Origin of the sequence: Hyphomicrobium zavarzinii ATCC 27496 (assembly GCF_000383415.1) — a bacterium.
Lineage (GTDB): Bacteria > Pseudomonadota > Alphaproteobacteria > Rhizobiales > Hyphomicrobiaceae > Hyphomicrobium_C > Hyphomicrobium_C zavarzinii.
Map to the genome: position 1 here is coordinate 69,675 of NZ_KB911255.1, position 16,176 is coordinate 85,850.

General features: G+C 64.6%; 14 protein-coding genes. 7 read left to right on the top strand and 7 right to left on the bottom strand.

Features of this window, described 5'->3' with window-relative positions:
- The first annotated feature begins 13 nt into the window (after nt 1-13).
- Together metX and metW are read left to right on the top strand one after the other, a co-directional pair.
- A complete protein-coding gene (gene metX, locus F812_RS0100360; RefSeq protein WP_020083967.1) occupies nt 14-1,234 on the top strand; it encodes a homoserine O-acetyltransferase MetX in 1,221 nt (406 codons plus the stop codon).
- Nucleotides 1,234-1,866, top strand: coding sequence for a methionine biosynthesis protein MetW (gene metW / locus F812_RS0100365; protein WP_020083968.1), 633 nt, complete (start codon nt 1,234-1,236; stop codon nt 1,864-1,866). Before metX ends, metW begins: the two co-directional genes overlap by 1 nt.
- A gap of 107 nt (nt 1,867-1,973) precedes the next feature.
- Here metW and F812_RS0100370 read toward each other — a convergent pair whose 3' ends face one another.
- Nucleotides 1,974-2,687, bottom strand: coding sequence for a methyltransferase domain-containing protein (locus tag F812_RS0100370; protein ID WP_020083969.1), 714 nt, complete (start codon nt 2,685-2,687; stop codon nt 1,974-1,976).
- A 191-nt stretch (nt 2,688-2,878) separates the two neighbouring features.
- Between F812_RS0100370 and gloB the strand changes: the two genes are divergently transcribed.
- The 3 genes from gloB to F812_RS0100385 all read left to right on the top strand — a co-directional run bounded on the left by gloB (nt 2,879) and on the right by F812_RS0100385 (nt 6,506).
- The gene (gene gloB / locus F812_RS0100375) at nt 2,879-3,649 is read left to right on the top strand and encodes a hydroxyacylglutathione hydrolase (protein WP_020083970.1); all 771 of its coding nucleotides are present in this window, start codon (nt 2,879-2,881) and stop codon (nt 3,647-3,649) included.
- Between the two features lie 19 nt (nt 3,650-3,668).
- Nucleotides 3,669-4,100, top strand: a complete 432-nt coding sequence (locus F812_RS0100380; RefSeq protein WP_020083971.1) for a cupin domain-containing protein — start codon at nt 3,669-3,671, stop codon at nt 4,098-4,100.
- 318 nt (nt 4,101-4,418) lie between these two features.
- Nucleotides 4,419-6,506, top strand: coding sequence for an NYN domain-containing protein (locus F812_RS0100385; protein ID WP_020083972.1), 2,088 nt, complete (start codon nt 4,419-4,421; stop codon nt 6,504-6,506).
- Nucleotides 6,507-6,831: 325 nt separating this feature from the next.
- On the opposite strand, the gene phbB is transcribed toward F812_RS0100385, so the two are convergent.
- Nucleotides 6,832-7,560 (bottom strand): acetoacetyl-CoA reductase, encoded by a 729-nt coding sequence (phbB, locus tag F812_RS0100390; protein ID WP_020083973.1) that lies wholly within the window; start codon nt 7,558-7,560, stop codon nt 6,832-6,834.
- 166 nt (nt 7,561-7,726) lie between these two features.
- A complete protein-coding gene (locus tag F812_RS0100395) occupies nt 7,727-8,917 on the bottom strand; it encodes an acetyl-CoA C-acetyltransferase (protein WP_020083974.1) in 1,191 nt (396 codons plus the stop codon).
- A gap of 242 nt (nt 8,918-9,159) precedes the next feature.
- On the opposite strand from F812_RS0100395, the gene phaR reads away from it, so the two are divergent.
- Entirely contained in the window at nt 9,160-9,798 is a 639-nt protein-coding gene (gene phaR / locus F812_RS0100400; protein WP_026867730.1) for a polyhydroxyalkanoate synthesis repressor PhaR, read from the top strand.
- Between the two features lie 100 nt (nt 9,799-9,898).
- Here the strand turns inward: phaR and F812_RS21980 are convergent, their stop codons facing one another.
- The 4 genes from F812_RS21980 to mtgA all read right to left on the bottom strand — a co-directional run bounded on the left by F812_RS21980 (nt 9,899) and on the right by mtgA (nt 14,610).
- A complete protein-coding gene (locus F812_RS21980; RefSeq protein ID WP_020083976.1) occupies nt 9,899-11,593 on the bottom strand; it encodes a bifunctional diguanylate cyclase/phosphodiesterase in 1,695 nt (564 codons plus the stop codon).
- 206 nt (nt 11,594-11,799) lie between these two features.
- On the bottom strand, nt 11,800-12,246 hold the full coding sequence (locus tag F812_RS0100410) for a hypothetical protein (RefSeq protein ID WP_020083977.1): 447 nt from the start codon (nt 12,244-12,246) through the stop codon (nt 11,800-11,802).
- Nucleotides 12,247-12,685: 439 nt separating this feature from the next.
- Nucleotides 12,686-12,871 carry a 50S ribosomal protein L32 gene (gene rpmF / locus F812_RS0100415; RefSeq protein WP_026867731.1) on the bottom strand — a complete coding sequence of 62 codons (186 nt, stop codon included), beginning with the start codon at nt 12,869-12,871 and terminating at the stop codon, nt 12,686-12,688.
- A 203-nt stretch (nt 12,872-13,074) separates the two neighbouring features.
- Nucleotides 13,075-14,610 (bottom strand): monofunctional biosynthetic peptidoglycan transglycosylase, encoded by a 1,536-nt coding sequence (mtgA, locus tag F812_RS26895; RefSeq protein ID WP_020083979.1) that lies wholly within the window; start codon nt 14,608-14,610, stop codon nt 13,075-13,077.
- A 313-nt stretch (nt 14,611-14,923) separates the two neighbouring features.
- Here mtgA and F812_RS0100425 point away from each other — a divergent pair, with 313 nt between their 5' ends.
- Entirely contained in the window at nt 14,924-15,841 is a 918-nt protein-coding gene (locus F812_RS0100425; RefSeq protein ID WP_020083980.1) for a polyprenyl synthetase family protein, read from the top strand.
- Nucleotides 15,842-16,176 lie beyond the last annotated feature (335 nt).

Sequence of the window (16,176 nt, forward strand, 5' to 3'; positions counted from 1 at the left end):
GAGTGCGCAAGGCATGGGCACGTTTTCCGCGTCCGAAGGGGCTGACCGTTCCGGCGAACCCAGGGTAGAGGCGCGGCTTTCCGAGGTAAGCCGTCCCTCCAGTCCGACGGTCGTGTTTCCCGAAGACAAGCCCTTGCGGCTCGAATCCGGCCAGCTGCTCGCGCCGCTCTCGATTGCCTATCAGACCTACGGCACCCTCAACGCCGACAAGTCGAACGCTATTCTCATCTGTCATGCGCTGACGGGTGACCAGCACGTGGCCAGCCGCCATCCCGTGACCGGCAAGCCCGGCTGGTGGGAGGCGCTCGTCGGCCCGGGCAAGCCGGTCGATACGGATCGCTTCTTCATCATCTGCCCCAATATCCTCGGCGGCTGCATGGGCTCGACAGGGCCTGCCTCCCTCAACCCGAAAACCGGCAAGCCCTACGGTCTCGACTTTCCTGTCATCACCATCGGCGACATGGTGGATGCGCAAGTGCGCCTCATCGACCATCTCGGAATCAATCAGTTGTTCTCGGTGATTGGCGGCTCCATGGGCGGGATGCAGGTGCTGGAATGGGTGACGCGGCAGAGGGAGCGCGTGGCGACGGCCATTCCGATCGCCACGGCGCCCTGGCATTCCGCGCAGAACATCGCGTTCCACGAGGTCGGGCGGCAGGCCGTGATGGCCGATCCGGATTGGCGTGGCGGCAACTACTACGAGGACGGCGTCGTTCCCAAGAACGGGCTCGCGGTGGCGCGCATGGCGGCCCACATCACGTATCTCTCGGAGAAGGCGCTCCAGGGCAAGTTCGGGCGCAATCTCCAGGACCGCGCGGCGCGCTCGTTCTCGTTCGATGCGGATTTCAAGATCGAGAGCTACCTGCGCCACCAGGGGTCTACGTTCGTCGATCGCTTCGATGCCAACAGCTATCTCTACATCACGCGCGCCATGGACTACTTCGATCTCGAGAATGCGCACGGCGGTAAGCTCGCGAACGCTTTTGTCGGGACGAAGACGCAGTTCTGTGTGGTGTCGTTCACGAGCGACTGGCTCTATCCGACGCGCGACAGCAAGGCCATCGTGAAGGCGCTCAACGCGGTTGCCGCTAACGTGAGCTTCGTCGAGATCGAGAGCGACAAGGGCCATGACGCATTCCTGCTCGAGGAGCCCGAGTTTCACGCCACGGTGCGCGGCTTTCTGACGGCGGCCGCGGCCAAGCGCGGCCTCGCCGCCTACGCGAGGGGGATCTGATGCAGAAAGCGGTTCCTTTCGCCGGTCAGCAGCGCGCAGACCATCTGCTGATCGCGGAAATGGTAGCGCCCGGGTCGCGCGTGCTCGATGTGGGCTGCGGGGACGGTGCTCTCCTCAAGCTGCTCGCGGAGACCAAGGGCGTCGATGGGCGCGGCGTCGAGCTTTCGCGCGAGAAGGTCAATCTCTGCGTGAAGCACGGGCTCTCCGTGATCCAGGGCGACGCCGACCGGGATCTGGCCGACTATCCGGATCAGGCCTTCGACTACGCGGTTCTGTCGCTCACCATCCAGGCGACGCGCGATCCGAAGACGGTGCTCACCAATCTGTTGCGCATCGGGCGGCGGGCCATCGTGTCGTTTCCGAACTTTGGACACTGGAAGATCCGCGCGCAGCTTCTGTTCACGGGGCGCATGCCGATGACGCCCAATCTGCCCGAGCCCTGGTACACGACCGCGGACGCGCATCTCTGCACGATCAAGGATTTCGTGGATCTGGTCGCGCTGGTCGATGCGGAGGTGGAGGAAGGAGTGGCCTTCAACAGCAAAGGCGAGCGGCTGCCCATACGCCGGTCGCTGTCGCTGCAGAACCTGCTCGGTGAAAAGGCCGTGTTCAAGTTGAAGCGGCGTGGCTAGCTCCAGGTCTCTAATGAGACCGACGAGTCACGTTTCGGACTGACGGGTCCGAAGCGATCATGGTTCGGTCCTCTATCCGTAAGCTGGGCGAGGCGTGTCGATCTGCGTCAGCGGGCCGTGACGAGGTTGCGGAACGCCTTGGCGCGTGCGGGCTTGCCGTTGACCGGGGCCACGATCTCCTTGCGCGCCTCCACCATGAGAACGCCGCCGAACCTCGGAGACATCCGCGTGCCGATGCGTTCCCACGCGGTGGCGGAGCGCACGAGCATGCTGCGGTCGAAGGGGGGCAGGTGCAGCGCCGTGGTCCAGCTCAGTGGCGTGAAGAGCGATTGCGCGAGCAGCACGTCGAGCTGCGAGCGGCTGTAGGGGCGTCCGTAGCCAAATGGCGTGGTGTCGACATGTGCCCATAGTCCGCGCCGGTTCGGCACCACGATCAGGAGGCGGCCCTGCGGCGCCAGCACGCGCCAGAGCTCCCGCAGAAGCGGGGTGACCTGCTCGGCGACTTCGAGGCAATGGATGACGAGCAGGCGATCGATGGCGTTGTCCCGCACGGGGAGAGATCCCTCCTCGACCAGCGTCGAAAGGATCGGCGAGGCGGGAGGCCAAATGAGTGCGCCCTGGCTTTCGGGCATGAAGGCCGCGAAGCTTCGCGCGTCGTTGCGGTAGCTGCCGAGAAACGGCGTGCCGAAGCCGAGGCTCGCGACCGTTTCGCCCGGTGCAGGCCCCCACTGGGAGCGGATACGGCGAGCGAGAATGCGTCGCGCGATCTGGCCGAGCGGCGTCGCGTAGAAATCCCGCAGAGTGGCGACGTCGAGATGCATGCGTCTCAGGGGGTCCTGTTCTAGCTCGTACCCGGTCTCTTTTCGCCCGATCGGCCCCGGTATGACAAGCTCGGGCGCGCCGGAGTGGCGCCGCTTCGCGCCTTACCGCGGAAAACCGCTTCACACTTCTCCGGAAGCACTCTAGCCTTGCTCCAGAGCCCCTCATGCAATGCGGGCGAGTCACAAGAAACATGACCCAACCGCAAATCCATCAGTTCCCGTGTCTCAAAGACAATTACGGCGTGCTCGTTCATGACGCGGACGGGGGCGTGACGCTGTCCATCGACGCGCCGGATGCGGCTGCCGTGACCCGGGCGCTCGACGAGCGGGGCTGGCGGCTCACGCATATTCTTGTGACACACCATCACGCCGATCATACGGCCGGGATCGCGGCGCTCAAGGCGGAAACGCATTGCACGGTGATCGGGCCGCGTGGCGAAGCGCAACGCATTCCGTGCCTGGACGTGGCGGTGGGCGAGCCCGACGTGCTGCCGCTCGGCAGTCTTTCGGTGCGCGTGCTCGATACTCCGGGGCACACCATAGGTCATGTCACCTATTGGATCGAGAAGGCCGGGGTCGCGTTCGTCGGGGATACGCTGTTCGCGATGGGCTGCGGCCGAGTTCTGGAAGGCACGGCCGAGATGATGTGGGGTTCGCTCGTGAAGATCGCGGCCTTGCCAGGCGAGACGCTCGTCTATTGCGGCCACGAATACACGGTCTCGAACGCGAAATTCGGGATTTCGATCGAGCCGGAGAACGCCCTGCTCCAGCAGCGTTTAAAGGACGCGGAGGCGACGCGTGCCGCGGGGGCTGCCACGCTTCCGACGCGCATCGATCTCGAGCGGGAGACCAACGTGTTCCTGCGCGTCGACAGGCAGGATCTGCGCGAGCGGCTGGGGCTTTCCTCGGCGCCGGACTGGAAAGTGTTCGCGGATCTTCGCGAGCGCAAGAACCGCTTCTGAGACGCAGAGGCCCACACGCATGGATGCCGATCAGATCATTGCGGCTCTCGGCCTCGCGCCTCATCCCGAGGGCGGCTATTTCCGCGAGACGTTTCGTGATGCGGCGCAGACCGGCGGCCGGTCACAGTCGACCGCGATCTATTTCCTGCTCAAGGCGGGACAGGTCTCGCGCTGGCATCGGGTGGATGCGGTGGAGGTCTGGCATTGGTATGCGGGGGCGCCGCTCGCGCTTTCGATCGCCGCTCCCGGAGCCACGGCTCAAACGCTGCGGCTTGGCCCCGCTCTCCTCGATGGGGAGCGTCCGCAGGGACATGTGCCCACGGGACATTGGCAACAGGCCAGGTCGCTCGGGGCATGGACGCTGGTCGGGTGCACCGTCGCACCGGGGTTCGAGTTCGCAGGGTTCGAGATGGCGCCGCCGGATTTCGTGCCGGGCGCCGCAACCTCCTGATCCAGCACGGCAGAGGCCCTGACCGGCGGCCCAGTCATACGTTTTGGGTCATTCGCCGCGACCGGCTGAGCGGGGGTGTCCGAAACGCCGGATTCGCATGGCGGCCGTCAGGTTCGGGGGCAATTTGGAACCGGTTGGGGCGATGCCTTGAGTTTTCCACCACTCATTATGTGAACTCGACGAGGTCAGGCGATTGATTTTTCTAGCCTTCGAGCAATTCCTGGGGACCGGGTCCGCCCTACGCTTGCCGCTCAAACCCGACTCGTAAAGAGTGCGAATCAATAGGGAAAAGTATGCGCGCAGCGGGGGTTGCTAAACATGAAGGTGGAGTCCACCGGGGCTGTTCTCAGTACGGTATTTGTCGATTACGACAACATCTACCTGTCGCTGAAAAGAAAGAACGAAGAGGCCGCGAAGCGGTTCGCGAAGGACGCGGCGCTGTGGCTGCGTGAGATCGAGAGCGGCCGGCTGATCACGCCGACTAACGGCTCGAACTTCGTGGCGCCGCGGCGCATCGTGATGAGCCGGTGCTACGGCAACCCGGTTCCGCGCCGCAATGCGAACGACAACTCGACGGACATGAACTCGTTTCCGTTCGTGCGTCACCACTTTCTGCGCGCGGGCTTCGAGGTGGTCGACTGCCCGCCGCTGACGGCCCAGCTCAAGAACTCCGCCGACATCCGGATGGTGATGGACGTGCGCGACGTGCTCAATCACGAGACGCGCTTCGACGAGTTTATCCTGCTCTCGGGAGACGCGGACTTCACGCCGGTTCTGCACCGGCTTCGCGCGCATGCGCGCCGCACCGTGGTGTTCGCGAACGATCATACGGCACAGCCCTATACGGCCATCAGCGATGGCGAGGTGCGCGAGGCTGATCTGATCTCGCTGCTGCTCGAAGGGCGCATCGAGGCCGAGGTGAAGACGGGCGGCGAGTTGCGTGCGCCGAGCACCGCCGAGCTCGAAGGGATGCGCAAGTCCATCGTCGCCGAAGTCGTGGGAACTGTGCGCTCCGCAGCGCAGCCGGTTCCGCTCGAGGCATTGGCGGATCGCGCCGTGCGCACGCTGGGGCACGACAAGACCGTGGGATCCTCTTGGGGAGGTGCGGGAAGCTTCCGCGATCTCCTCAGCAAGGCGCTGCCCAAGGACATCAAGCTCACTGACCAGCCTCCCTATTTCGCCTACGAGCCCACGCGGCAGATCTCGCGCGAGATCGAGACGCGTCCTGAGCCGCCGGTTGCACGCGAGCGCGCCCCCGAGCTGCCGGAGGCCCGTTTCGAGCCGCGCTTCGAAGCGCCCCAGAGCCGCCGCGTGGAGAGCCGTCCCGAGACCCAGAAGGACGCGCGTTTCGATGCGCCGCGTGCCGAGCGCCCGATCGCCGAACGCGATCCGCGTGGTGCCGAGCCTCGCGTGGATGCGCGCTACGAGGAGGCGCGTTATGCGCTTCCGCGCGAAACGCGGACCGAGCTTGGCGAGCCGATGCGGGAGATGCCGCGGGCTCCGCAGCCGTCGTTTGACCGGCGTGACGAGCCCCTGCCTGCGCGGCAGGAGCGCGCTCCTCAGGCGCGCGAAGCGCAGCCGTCGCAAGCCTACGGTTCGCAGCCGTTCTTCGCCCCGCCGCCGGATCGTACGCAGCTTGGTGCCCCGGCTCCGCGTGCGCCGATGCCTGAAGCTCCGACTCCACAGCAGGCGACTGGCGCCTTCGCTGCGCGTCCGCCCCAGCAGGCTCCGGCTCCCGCTGCTCCGCAGCCGGAAGCTTATGCCGCGCCGCGCGCACCGGTGCCGCCGCAGCAGCCGTCGGCTCGTAGTGTCGATCAGGCCTCGCAGATCCAGCAGTCGATCGCGCGGATTCACGAAGCCTGCCAGGCGCCGCCGCTGTCGCCGCCCGAATATCGTGTGCTGTTCGAGGTGATGGCGGAGGAGATCACGGCCAACAATCTCTCCGGCCAGCAGACGCTTATCAACATCGTGCAGCGCGCACGCGAGATGGGTCTCGAGGTGCGCCGCGACGACGTCCGCTTCGTGCTGGAAGTTGTGAGCGAGGCCGATCCCTGGTTCGAGCAGGGGGCTTCCCCCAACCTGTTCGCCAGCCGGTTCCGCAATTTCGTGGTGGCACGCTGCCGCTCGCAGGGGCTCAACCTCTCGGCCGACGAGATCGATCTCATCGATGCCTGGTTTGGAGGCGCGCCGCCGTCGCAGCGCGCGGCTGCACCGGCTCAGCAGGCTCCGGTTCGTCCGTCGGCACCGCAGGGTTATGGTGTGCCACCGCCCCAGCAGCAGGTGGCCGATCGCTGGCCGGCGCCGGAGAGCCGCGGGTTGCCGAGTGCGCCGCAGCCTTCGCAGGCGTTCGGGGCCGAGCCCGAGGATGAGTTCCCGCGCATCGTTCGCTCGCGCCTGCGCGGGTAAAGACGCGCTCTCACGCAGAAAAAAAGCCGGCGGCTTCATAACGAGGCCGCCGGTTTTCTTTTTGGATATGCGTGATCCCGGACGTTCCTTCGGTGAGAGCCTGTTTCCAGCCGAGCCCTGGGCCGCAGCTTTGTCCTCGCCTCTTCTTCTGCGTGTCTGGACCCCGACCTTCGTCGGGGTGACGAGTAAGAGAGCAGACCGCCCAAATAAGTACGTCATCCCGGCGGAGGCCGGGATCCAGACACGCGTCCGTTAAACACGGAAAAGAAAAAGGCCGCGGAGGGTGCTCCGCGGCCTTTCCTAATTTCGGATCTTCGAGGCGAGATCAGACGGCGATGTAGTGGCCGCCGTTCACGTCGAGGCAGGCGCCAGTGATGAAGCCGGCTTCGTCAGCGGCAAGGAAGGCCACGGCGCGAGCGATCTCCTCGACGGTGCCGAGGCGGCCGACGGGGATCTGCGGCAGGATCTTGCTTTCGAGAACTTCCTTCGGCACAGCGGCGACCATCTCGGTGTTGATGTAGCCGGGTGCGATGGTGTTGACGGTGATGCCCTTGGCAGCGCCCTCGAAGGCAAGGGCCTTGGTGAAGCCGTGCATGCCGGCCTTGGCGGCCGAGTAGTTGGTCTGGCCCATCTGGCCCTTGCGGCCGTTGATCGACGAAATGTTGATGATGCGGCCGAAGCTGCGGGCGCGCATGCTGTCGATCACGAGGCGGCTCATGTTGAAGACGGAGTCGAGGTCGACGCTGATGACCTCGCGCCACTGTTCGGGCGTCATCTTGTGGAGCATGGCGTCGCGGGTGATGCCGGCGTTGTTCACCAGCACGTCGATGGGGCCGAGGGCCTTGGTGATCTCTGCCACGCCCTTGGCGCAGGCGTCGTAGTCACCGACGTTCCACTTGTAGACGGGGATGCCGGTCTCGACCTGGAACTGCTGCGCGGCGGCGTCGTTGCCAGCGTAGTTCGCGGCGACGCGATAGCCCTTGTTCTTGAGTGCGATCGAGATGGCGTGGCCAATGCCACGCGTGCCACCGGTAACGACTGCGACGCGGGTCATGAGTGGAGATCTCCCTAGAGCAAATTTCTGTTTGATTGCGGTGCCGGTGAGTAGCCCTCCCGCCAACGCAGCGGGAAGTCACCAAAATGAAGCAGCACGTGCGGAGAATGGTCGCGGTGGATAGGGCGTTTCCTCCCCCCTTGGGTAGGGGGGAGGATAGCTTTCCTTAGTCGCGCTCGACGCAGAGGGCGACGCCCATGCCGCCGCCGATGCACAGCGTGGCGAGGCCCTTCTTCGCGTCGCGGCGCTGCATTTCGTAGAGCAGCGTCACGAGGATGCGTGCGCCCGAGGCACCGATCGGATGGCCGATGGCGATGGCGCCACCGTTGACGTTCACCTTGTCGGTATCCCAGCCGAGGCCCTTGTTGACGCTGATCGCCTGCGCGGCGAACGCCTCATTGGCCTCGATGAGATCGAGATCCTGGACAGTCCAGCCCGCCTTCTCCAGCGCCTTCTTGGAGGCGGGTATGGGGCCGGTGCCCATGATCGACGGATCGACGCCCGCGTGTGCCCAGGACACGATGCGCGCGAGCGGCTTCACGCCACGCTTCTTGGCTTCCTCGGCGGTCATGAGAACCACGGCGGCAGCGCCGTCGTTGATGCCGGAGGCGTTGGCTGCCGTCACGGAGCCTTCCTTCGGATCGAAGGCAGGGCGCAGCTTGGCGATGCTATCGAGCGTCACGCCGTCCTTGATGTACTCGTCGGTGTCGACGACGACGTCGCCCTTCTTGCCCTTGATGGTGACGGGCGCGATCTCGTCCTTGAACTTGCCAGCCTTGCGCGCAGCCTCGGCCTTGTTCTGCGAGGCAACGGCGAAGGCATCCTGCTCGGCGCGGCTGATCTGCCATTGGCGGGCGACGTTCTCGGCCGTCGTGCCCATGTGGTAATTGTTGAACGCGTCCCAGAGGCCGTCCTTGATCATGGTGTCGACGAACTTCACGTCGCCCATCTTGGTGCCGTCGCGCATGTGAGCCGCGTGCTTGGACTGGCTCATGCTTTCCTGGCCGCCGGCGACGACGATCGAGGCCGAGCCGGTCTGGATCTGCTGGAGGCCGAGGGCTACGGCGCGCAGGCCGGAGCCGCAGATCTGGTTCATGCCCCAGGCCGGGGTGTCGACGGGAATGCCTGCCGCGAGAGAGGCCTGGCGAGCCGGGTTCTGTCCGTGTCCGGCCGTCAGGATCTGGCCGAGAATGACCTCGGAAACGTCACCAGGGGCGGTTTTGGCACGCTCGAGGGCGGCGGTGATGGCAACCTTTCCGAGCTCGTGAGCCGGAAGGCTCGCCAGGGTGCCGTTGAACGAGCCGACGGGCGTTCTGGCTGCACCGGCAATGACGATAGTGGTGTTATCCGCACTCATGAGTGCTTCCTCCTCGGGGGGAAATCTGGGGCGTTTCTTGGCCTTTGGGTGGGGGAGCCGTCTTTGACATGCATCAAGACCAACGGCCCCTATGTGCACGATAGCAGTAGCGTGTCGCTGCTCGCAATTAGGTCTTTATGTCGGGACTTTGCTTGGCAGGTATGCAGTTAGGTATGGAAGCCCGTCTCCGGACTGTGCTACGATGACGCACTGCGAAGAGGTGAAAGTTGATGGCACAGCCGATGCTTAACAAATCCGACGTAAGCCCAGAGAAAAAAGAGGCGGTCGTCATCAAGAAGTATGCGAACCGGCGCCTCTACAATACCGAGACCAGCACCTACGTGACGCTGGACGACTTGGCGCAGATGGTTCGCAACGACAAGGATTTCGTGGTTTACGACGCGAAGTCCGGCGACGATCTCACGCACGCCGTGCTCACCCAGATCATCGTGGAGCAAGAGAGCCGGCAGGGCGGGCAGACGCTTCTGCCCATTCCGTTCCTTCGCCAGCTCATTCGTTTCTACGACGACAACATCGGCAGCATGGTGCCGAGCTATCTCCAGTTCAGCCTCGAGAACCTCGTGAAGGAGCAGGAGAAGTTCCGGTCGATGTTCGCCAATGCGTTCGCCAATCCGGCGGCTGCATTCGAGGCCTATCAGGACCAGGCGCGCAAGAACATGGCAATGTTCGAGCAGGCCATGAACATGTGGACCTCGTTCGGCGGCGCGGCCAACTTCCAGGCGAAGCGGGATGAGGCGGGCGAGGACCAAGCCCAGGCCGCCGGCGGTGCGGATGCGCCCAAGGGCGAGATCGACGAGCTCAAGGCGCAGCTCAGCGCCATGCAGCAGCGCATCGAGCGGCTTGCGAAGGGGAACGAGTGAGCCTCGTTTCGGCCAAGACCCAAATCGGCCATGTATTTTGTCTTGAGGGCGAGGTCTTCAGCTCTTCACATCTGAAGAGCGTTGACGTGGTCTGTCGCGCCTAAAGCAAGCCTCGCCGCTTCATCTCGTCGACAGTGATCGGCGAGCCGTGCAGGAATCCCTGCAGGTAGGTGATGCCGACAGAGCGGAGGAAGATCGCCGTCTCCTCGTCGCTCACCCATTCGGCCACGGTCTCAAGTCCGAATGCCTGCGCGATCTCGATCATCGTCTTCACTAGCACGCGCGCCTGATGGTCGTTCGGCAGATTGCTCATGAACATGCCGTCGATCTTCAGCATGTCGACATGCAGGGACTTGAGGTGGCGGAAGGACGTGTAGCCGGCTCCGAAATCGTCGATGGCGACCTTGCAGCCGGACGCGCGCAGCAGGTCCACGAAGGAGGCGATCTCGTCGAGATCATGGATCATGGCCGTCTCGGTGATCTCGACGGTGAGGCGCTCGGTCAATCCCGGATGCCTGGCGGAGGCCGCTTCGAGTGTTGCGAGCCAATCCTTGTCGCCCGCGGTGAGGCTCGAAATGTTCAGTGACAGCTTGAGTGCGGGATGGGCGGCGAGCAGATCCAGCGCGAGTTCGAGGGCGCGCCTGTCGAGCGGACGGGCGAGGCCCAGCGTCTCGGCTTCCTCGATGAAATCCGCAGCTGCGAGGAGTGTACCGTCGGGCTGCTTCAAGCGAAGCAGGGCCTCGTAGAACGCGGGCTGGCTGCTCGCCGCATGCACGACGGGCTGCAATGCAAGCAGCAGGCGATTTTCTTCGAGTGCGGCAATCACGGAGCCGGTGATGGACTGCGCGCGGTTCTGAGCGCGCGCGATGGCGGCTTCGGGACAGTGCGCGACGAACGTCCCGGGGTGCTGCTTGGCGTTTTCGAGCGCGGCCAGTGCGTTGGCGATGGCATCTCCGACTGTTGGCGCTTGTCCGGGGAGCATGACAGCACCGATGGAGATGGCTGCCGCCAGGGGACCTACGGACGTCTGGAACGTCGCGCGTCTGATCTCGCCGATCATGCGGCCTGCTCTTTCCGCGAGCGCGGCCTCAGGGCAATCGTCGACGATGACGGCGAAGGTGTTGGAGGCGTAGCGCGCGATGCTGTCCTGCTCTCCGAGGCTCGCCTTCAGGAGGCGGCCGGCCGCCGCGATGATCTCGTCACCGATGTCGAGGCCGAACCGTGTGTTGAGCGCTTCCAATCCGGTGATGGATACCAGAAGAAGCGCGCATGATCGCCCGGTACGCTCCGCGCGCCGCATCACGGCGCCGAGCGCTTCGAAGAGCCGGGTGCGCTGGAGCTCTCCTGCGCTTTCGTCGTCGTGCAGGGAGATGATCAGGCGCTGATCCTCGATGTAGCGCTCGTCGATCAGTCTCAGGATGCCGCGGGCGCGTGCTGGCTGGTCGCCGGATGCCGGCCACCAGCGCCCGGTATCTTCGAGCCAGACGGAGTTTCCCGGGTGCCTTCCATCGGGCACGAACTTGAACTGCACGCGATAAGCCACGCCGTGTGTGTCGTCGGCTGCGGCGCGGGCATCGACGATGGCGGACAGACGCGATGCGCGGTGATCGGGCGCGACGAGTGCGTCGAAGCGCTGGCCGGTCGAGATGCTTGCGAGCGTGCCGACGCCGAGAACCTCAACGGCGTTCGGCTGCCATTCCAGCCGGTCGTTGGCGATGTCCCAGGCGTAGGCTGTCTCGAAAAGCTCGCCCGCTCTGCGCGTGGATTGCGGAACAATTGGGTTTGGATCGCTCACGAGGAGTATCCGTAAACGGCGCGAGGCATCAAATCACGATGTTGCTTGCTCATCGAGATGAAGCTTGTGCTGTGGGGGACGGTCGTCAGTTGATGTAAATCAGCAGGCGAACGGTAACGCCATATCGCCGATCCCACAATGGATTGCGTGCGCGGAGATCGGCAGGATCTCCGCGCACGCTCAGCTTGCTCGATTTGAATTTGAGATCAGTCGTTTGTGCCGAAGCCGATGTCGCGCTTCGCGACACGGATGCCGATGGTGAAGCCGGCGATGACGTCGATTACGAGCGCGACCAGCAGCAGGAAGAAGACGGATGTCGCGGCCTGCGGGACGACGATGAACTCGATCAGGGCGGCGACGAACACCACCATGGACAGGCCGTGATCGACCAGCGACGAGGTGGAGGTGTACGTGGCCTTCAGGATCTCGATGAACAGAACGATCAGGGTGATGATGAGGATCAGGTCACCCCAGGTGAAGAACCAGCGGGCGCCGCTGATCATCGGAATGCTGAACAGCTCGGAGGCGAGCAGGGCGCGGGCCGCTGCTGCGCCGTCGGTCGCGACTTCAGGCGCGGGAGAACCGGAAAACAGAACGATGAGATTGTAGATGATGAAGGGGATGATCGTTAGCGGAATAGCTCGCAGCGACATGGTTCTCTCCTGATAGCCTCAAAGCAGGCTGGTGGCCCATCCTCTGAAAGATTTCGAGGGACCTCAAGAGAAACGACGGCGCCCGAGGCGGATACACCGCTACCCCCGCCAGAACCGCTCAGGTTTCTAACCCGCGGGAGCGATCCCGGTTCTTGTCTTCGCCTTGCCAGCTAACTGGAAAGCCTTTTCCGCTTCCGACCTTGCGCCGGAGCGGGCTTCCGCCTGCAAGCACTTTCGTTGGCAAGAGTTCCAGTGCGACCGTCGATCCCGTGGCCGGGTTCGGGTGCCCCAGTCTGCTTGTCGCGATCTTCCACGACCTCTGCGACAATCCAATGTCCGGCCAGTGTCCGGCCTCGACAAAAATTGAGGCCGTAGGCTGGGCGGAGTGGTACGGGGCGGTTACGTTCCGTCAGGACGCCGGCCCCGTCTCCAGGTCGGCTTAGACGTCAGCCTTCGGCGGGAGGATCTGGCGGCCGCGATACTTGCCGGTCTTGAGGTCGATGTGGTGGGGACGGCGGCGCTCGCCGCTCTCCTTGTCCTCGACGTAGGCGGGCGCGGTCAGCGCGTCGTGGGACTGGCGCTGCCCCTTCTTCATCGGGGAGGTCTTTTTCCTAGGAACGGCCATTGGTTAACTCCGGTAATCTCGGCGCCTCGAAGGGCAAATTCGGTTTGATCAGAGGCGACGGTGCCGCCAAAAGAAACCGCGACGTCCAACCGGATGATCGGGCGCCGCAGGCTCCAAAATCAAAGATTGCGGCCTTATACCCACAATCCCAGGCGTGCGCCAGAGCCTTTTCCGCGCGGCGAAAGGACGAGCTTGGGGCCCGATCAGTTGCCAAAATTGAGGGTCGGCGTCCAGTCGTCGACCTTTTTCTTCCGCGGCGTCGTGCGCAAGGGCGCCTTGCGGATCGTTGCCGGTTTGGCTGCGGGTGCCGATGCGGGAGGGGCTGCTGCGACAACGCAAGAGGCCACCGCGCCGTAGGCCTTCACGCGGGCCTGGATGACGCGGGCTTTGCGGGAGGTCTGCGGACCGGGAGAACCGGCCACCCGCACCACCGGATTGGGAAGCACCGCGGCCAGGAGGGCGGCCTCCCGCTCGTTCAGGCGGGCGGCGGATTTGTTGAAGTGATGGCGGGCGGCTGCTTCCGCACCGAAGACCCCAGGCCCCCATTCGGCGATGTTGAGATACACCTCGAGGACGCGCTGCTTCGGCCAGAGCAGCTCCATGATCAGCGTGAGCGGGATCTCGATCACCTTGCGCACATAGCTTTTCGCGTTCCAGAGGAACAGGTTCTTGGTCACCTGCATGGAAATGGTGCTGGCGCCGCGCGGCGTGCCGCCTGCCGCCCGCTCGATGGCTTCCTTCATGGCGACGGTGTCGATGCCGCTGTGCTCGCAGAAGCGTCCATCCTCCGAGACGATCACGGCGCGGACCAGTGCGGGTGAGATGGAATTGAACGGCACCCACGTGCGGTCGATCGAGTTACCGCGGAGCGCTTGGGTGAGCATCAGCATGGAGCCGGGCGGATCCACGAAGCGGAACAGCACGATCAGCACCAGCACGAGCGCCATGTAGCCCGCCACAGCATAGGCCGCATAGCGCGCGAAGGTGAAAAGGCGGGTTTTCCAGGTCGGCTTGACGGCGGGTGGCGCAAAATCGTCCCGCGGTTCGATGACCGGCGGGACCGGGCGCGGGATGCGGAGCGATGGGTCGAGCCTGCGCCCCAGCGTGATGAGATGGGTGCCCTCGCCAGGGCCGGTGTCAGATGGGCGGAACAGTCCTTCGGCCGCGGCGGTGAAGGAGGCGGACGTGTCGTCGGTGGCGGCTGGCGTGGTGCTCGCGGTTGCCGATTGTGCGGGTTCGGAGACTGGTTCCGGCTCCGGAGTTTCGGGGAGGATTTGGGGCAGCTCGGCAGCGGGGGCGGCCGGAGCGGTGGGCGCTTCAGCGGTGGGTGCTTCAGCCCCCTGGGGAGGAGCAGGCGCCGGTGCCGGATCCGCCAAGGCTTCCGCGATGGCCGAGTGCCAGGATGCGGTAAGTTCCGGCGCGGGCGCGTTCGTGAACGCCTCGGATGCCGATCGCGGGGCTTGTTCGAGTGAAAGCGGCTCGGGAGAGAGCAGCTGGATGTCCGAGGCGGGTTCCGCTTCCGCGTTTCTGTTCAGGGCGGACGGCTGATCGGCCGTCACCTGGGCCGGCTCATGCGTTGGCGCAGGGGACGGGCGGCTCGGCGCTTCGGTCGTGGGGTCGGTTTCCTCGCCGAGGTCTGGGCCTCGCGCGGCAGGGCCGCCTTCCGAGCGCGGACCCTCGGGCAGAGGGAGTGGCTCGCCACGTGCCTCGAACTCGTATGAGGTGTCCTTATCCGCCACGGATGCTATATCCCGCGCCAACCATCGTTTCCCTCAGCCAAATCGGGGCGCTTTCGCGTGTCGCCGTAACGTACCGGCACTCTCGGCCTTTGACTGCTCGTGCTTCACGTCCGAAAAACGGTTCGCTTCCGGCTTGGCGAAGTGCCATGCAAAACATGGACCTGCTGACGTCGGCGAGACCAATTTTCTCCCCCATTCCGGCTGGCGATCCCGCCTGGTCCCGGACTGTAACGTTTTCAGCCCGTTGTTCGGTCGTGCGTCGTTTCGGATAACCGCTTCACACTGTTCCGCAAGGCCTTTAGGTACTTCGTCTATGACCTTCTCGCAAAGGCTCGATCAGATCGCAGGGCTAACGGAAGCCCGTCTCGGTACGCTCGTCGGGACAAAAATTAAGCATCCTGAACGGGATGATCCTATTCCTCCCCGGCTTCTCGGCGCGCTTCGCCATGCGACGCTCGGAGGCGGGAAAAGGTTCCGGCCATTTCTTGTCATCGAGAGTGCGGCTCTTTTCGGGCTTTCGGAACGCCAGGCTTTGGATACCGCGGTCGCGCTCGAATGCGTGCATTGCTACTCGCTCGTTCACGACGATCTTCCGGCCATGGACAACGACGCCACGCGGCGCGGGATGCCCAGCGTGTGGAAGGCGTTCGACGAGTGGACGGCGATCCTGGCGGGGGATGCGCTTCTTACGGTTGCGTTCGAGATTCTAAGCACGCCCGAGGTGCATGAATGCCCCGAGGTGCGGCTGGCGCTCATCTCGGCTTTGGCCAAGGCGGCGGGCGCGGCCGGAATGGTCGGCGGGCAGGCGCTCGACCTCGAGGCCGAGCGGCTTCCCTCGCGGGAGGCGCCGACGCTGTCGGGCATTTTGCACCTTCAGAGCCTCAAGACGGGGGCGTTGATCCGCTTTGCCTGTGAGGCGGGCGCGATCCTCGGCGGAGGTGGGCCGGATGAGCGCGCCGCCTTGCATCGCTACGGCACCGAGCTCGGCCTTGCCTTCCAGATCGCGGACGATCTTCTGGATGTGGAAGGCGATGCGTTGACCGTCGGCAAGGCGGTGAGCAAGGACGCGGCGGCCGGGAAGGCGACCCTCGTCTCGCTCATGGGCATCGCGCGTGCCCGCGCCGAGCTCAAGCGCGCGGAGCAGGCGGCGATCGATGCGCTGGCTCCATTTGGGGCGAAAGCCGAGACGCTGATCGAAGCGGCTCGGTTCGTGGCCGAGCGCAATCGGTAGTGTTCGCTAGATTTGGGTCCCGGCAGATTTGTGCTGATCTTCGAGGTCACTGGATCCCGGCCTTCGCCGGGATGACGGTACTGGGGGATGTGTTGGCGCATCCGTTGTTGGCCTCTCAATGCAGGTGATGATCTTTGGGGTGTCCGCACCTGCGCCGGGATGACGTTGCTAGGGAGGCACCGGCCAGCACCTACCTAACGTTAGACCGGCGTCATGGCGGAGCGGTGCTATGCATGGAAGACACTTGGACCTCTGCCGGGATGACGTTTTTTGTAGAATCCGACTGCCCAATCTCAACGTCACCCCGGCGCAGGCCGGGGGCCAGACGCGCTGCT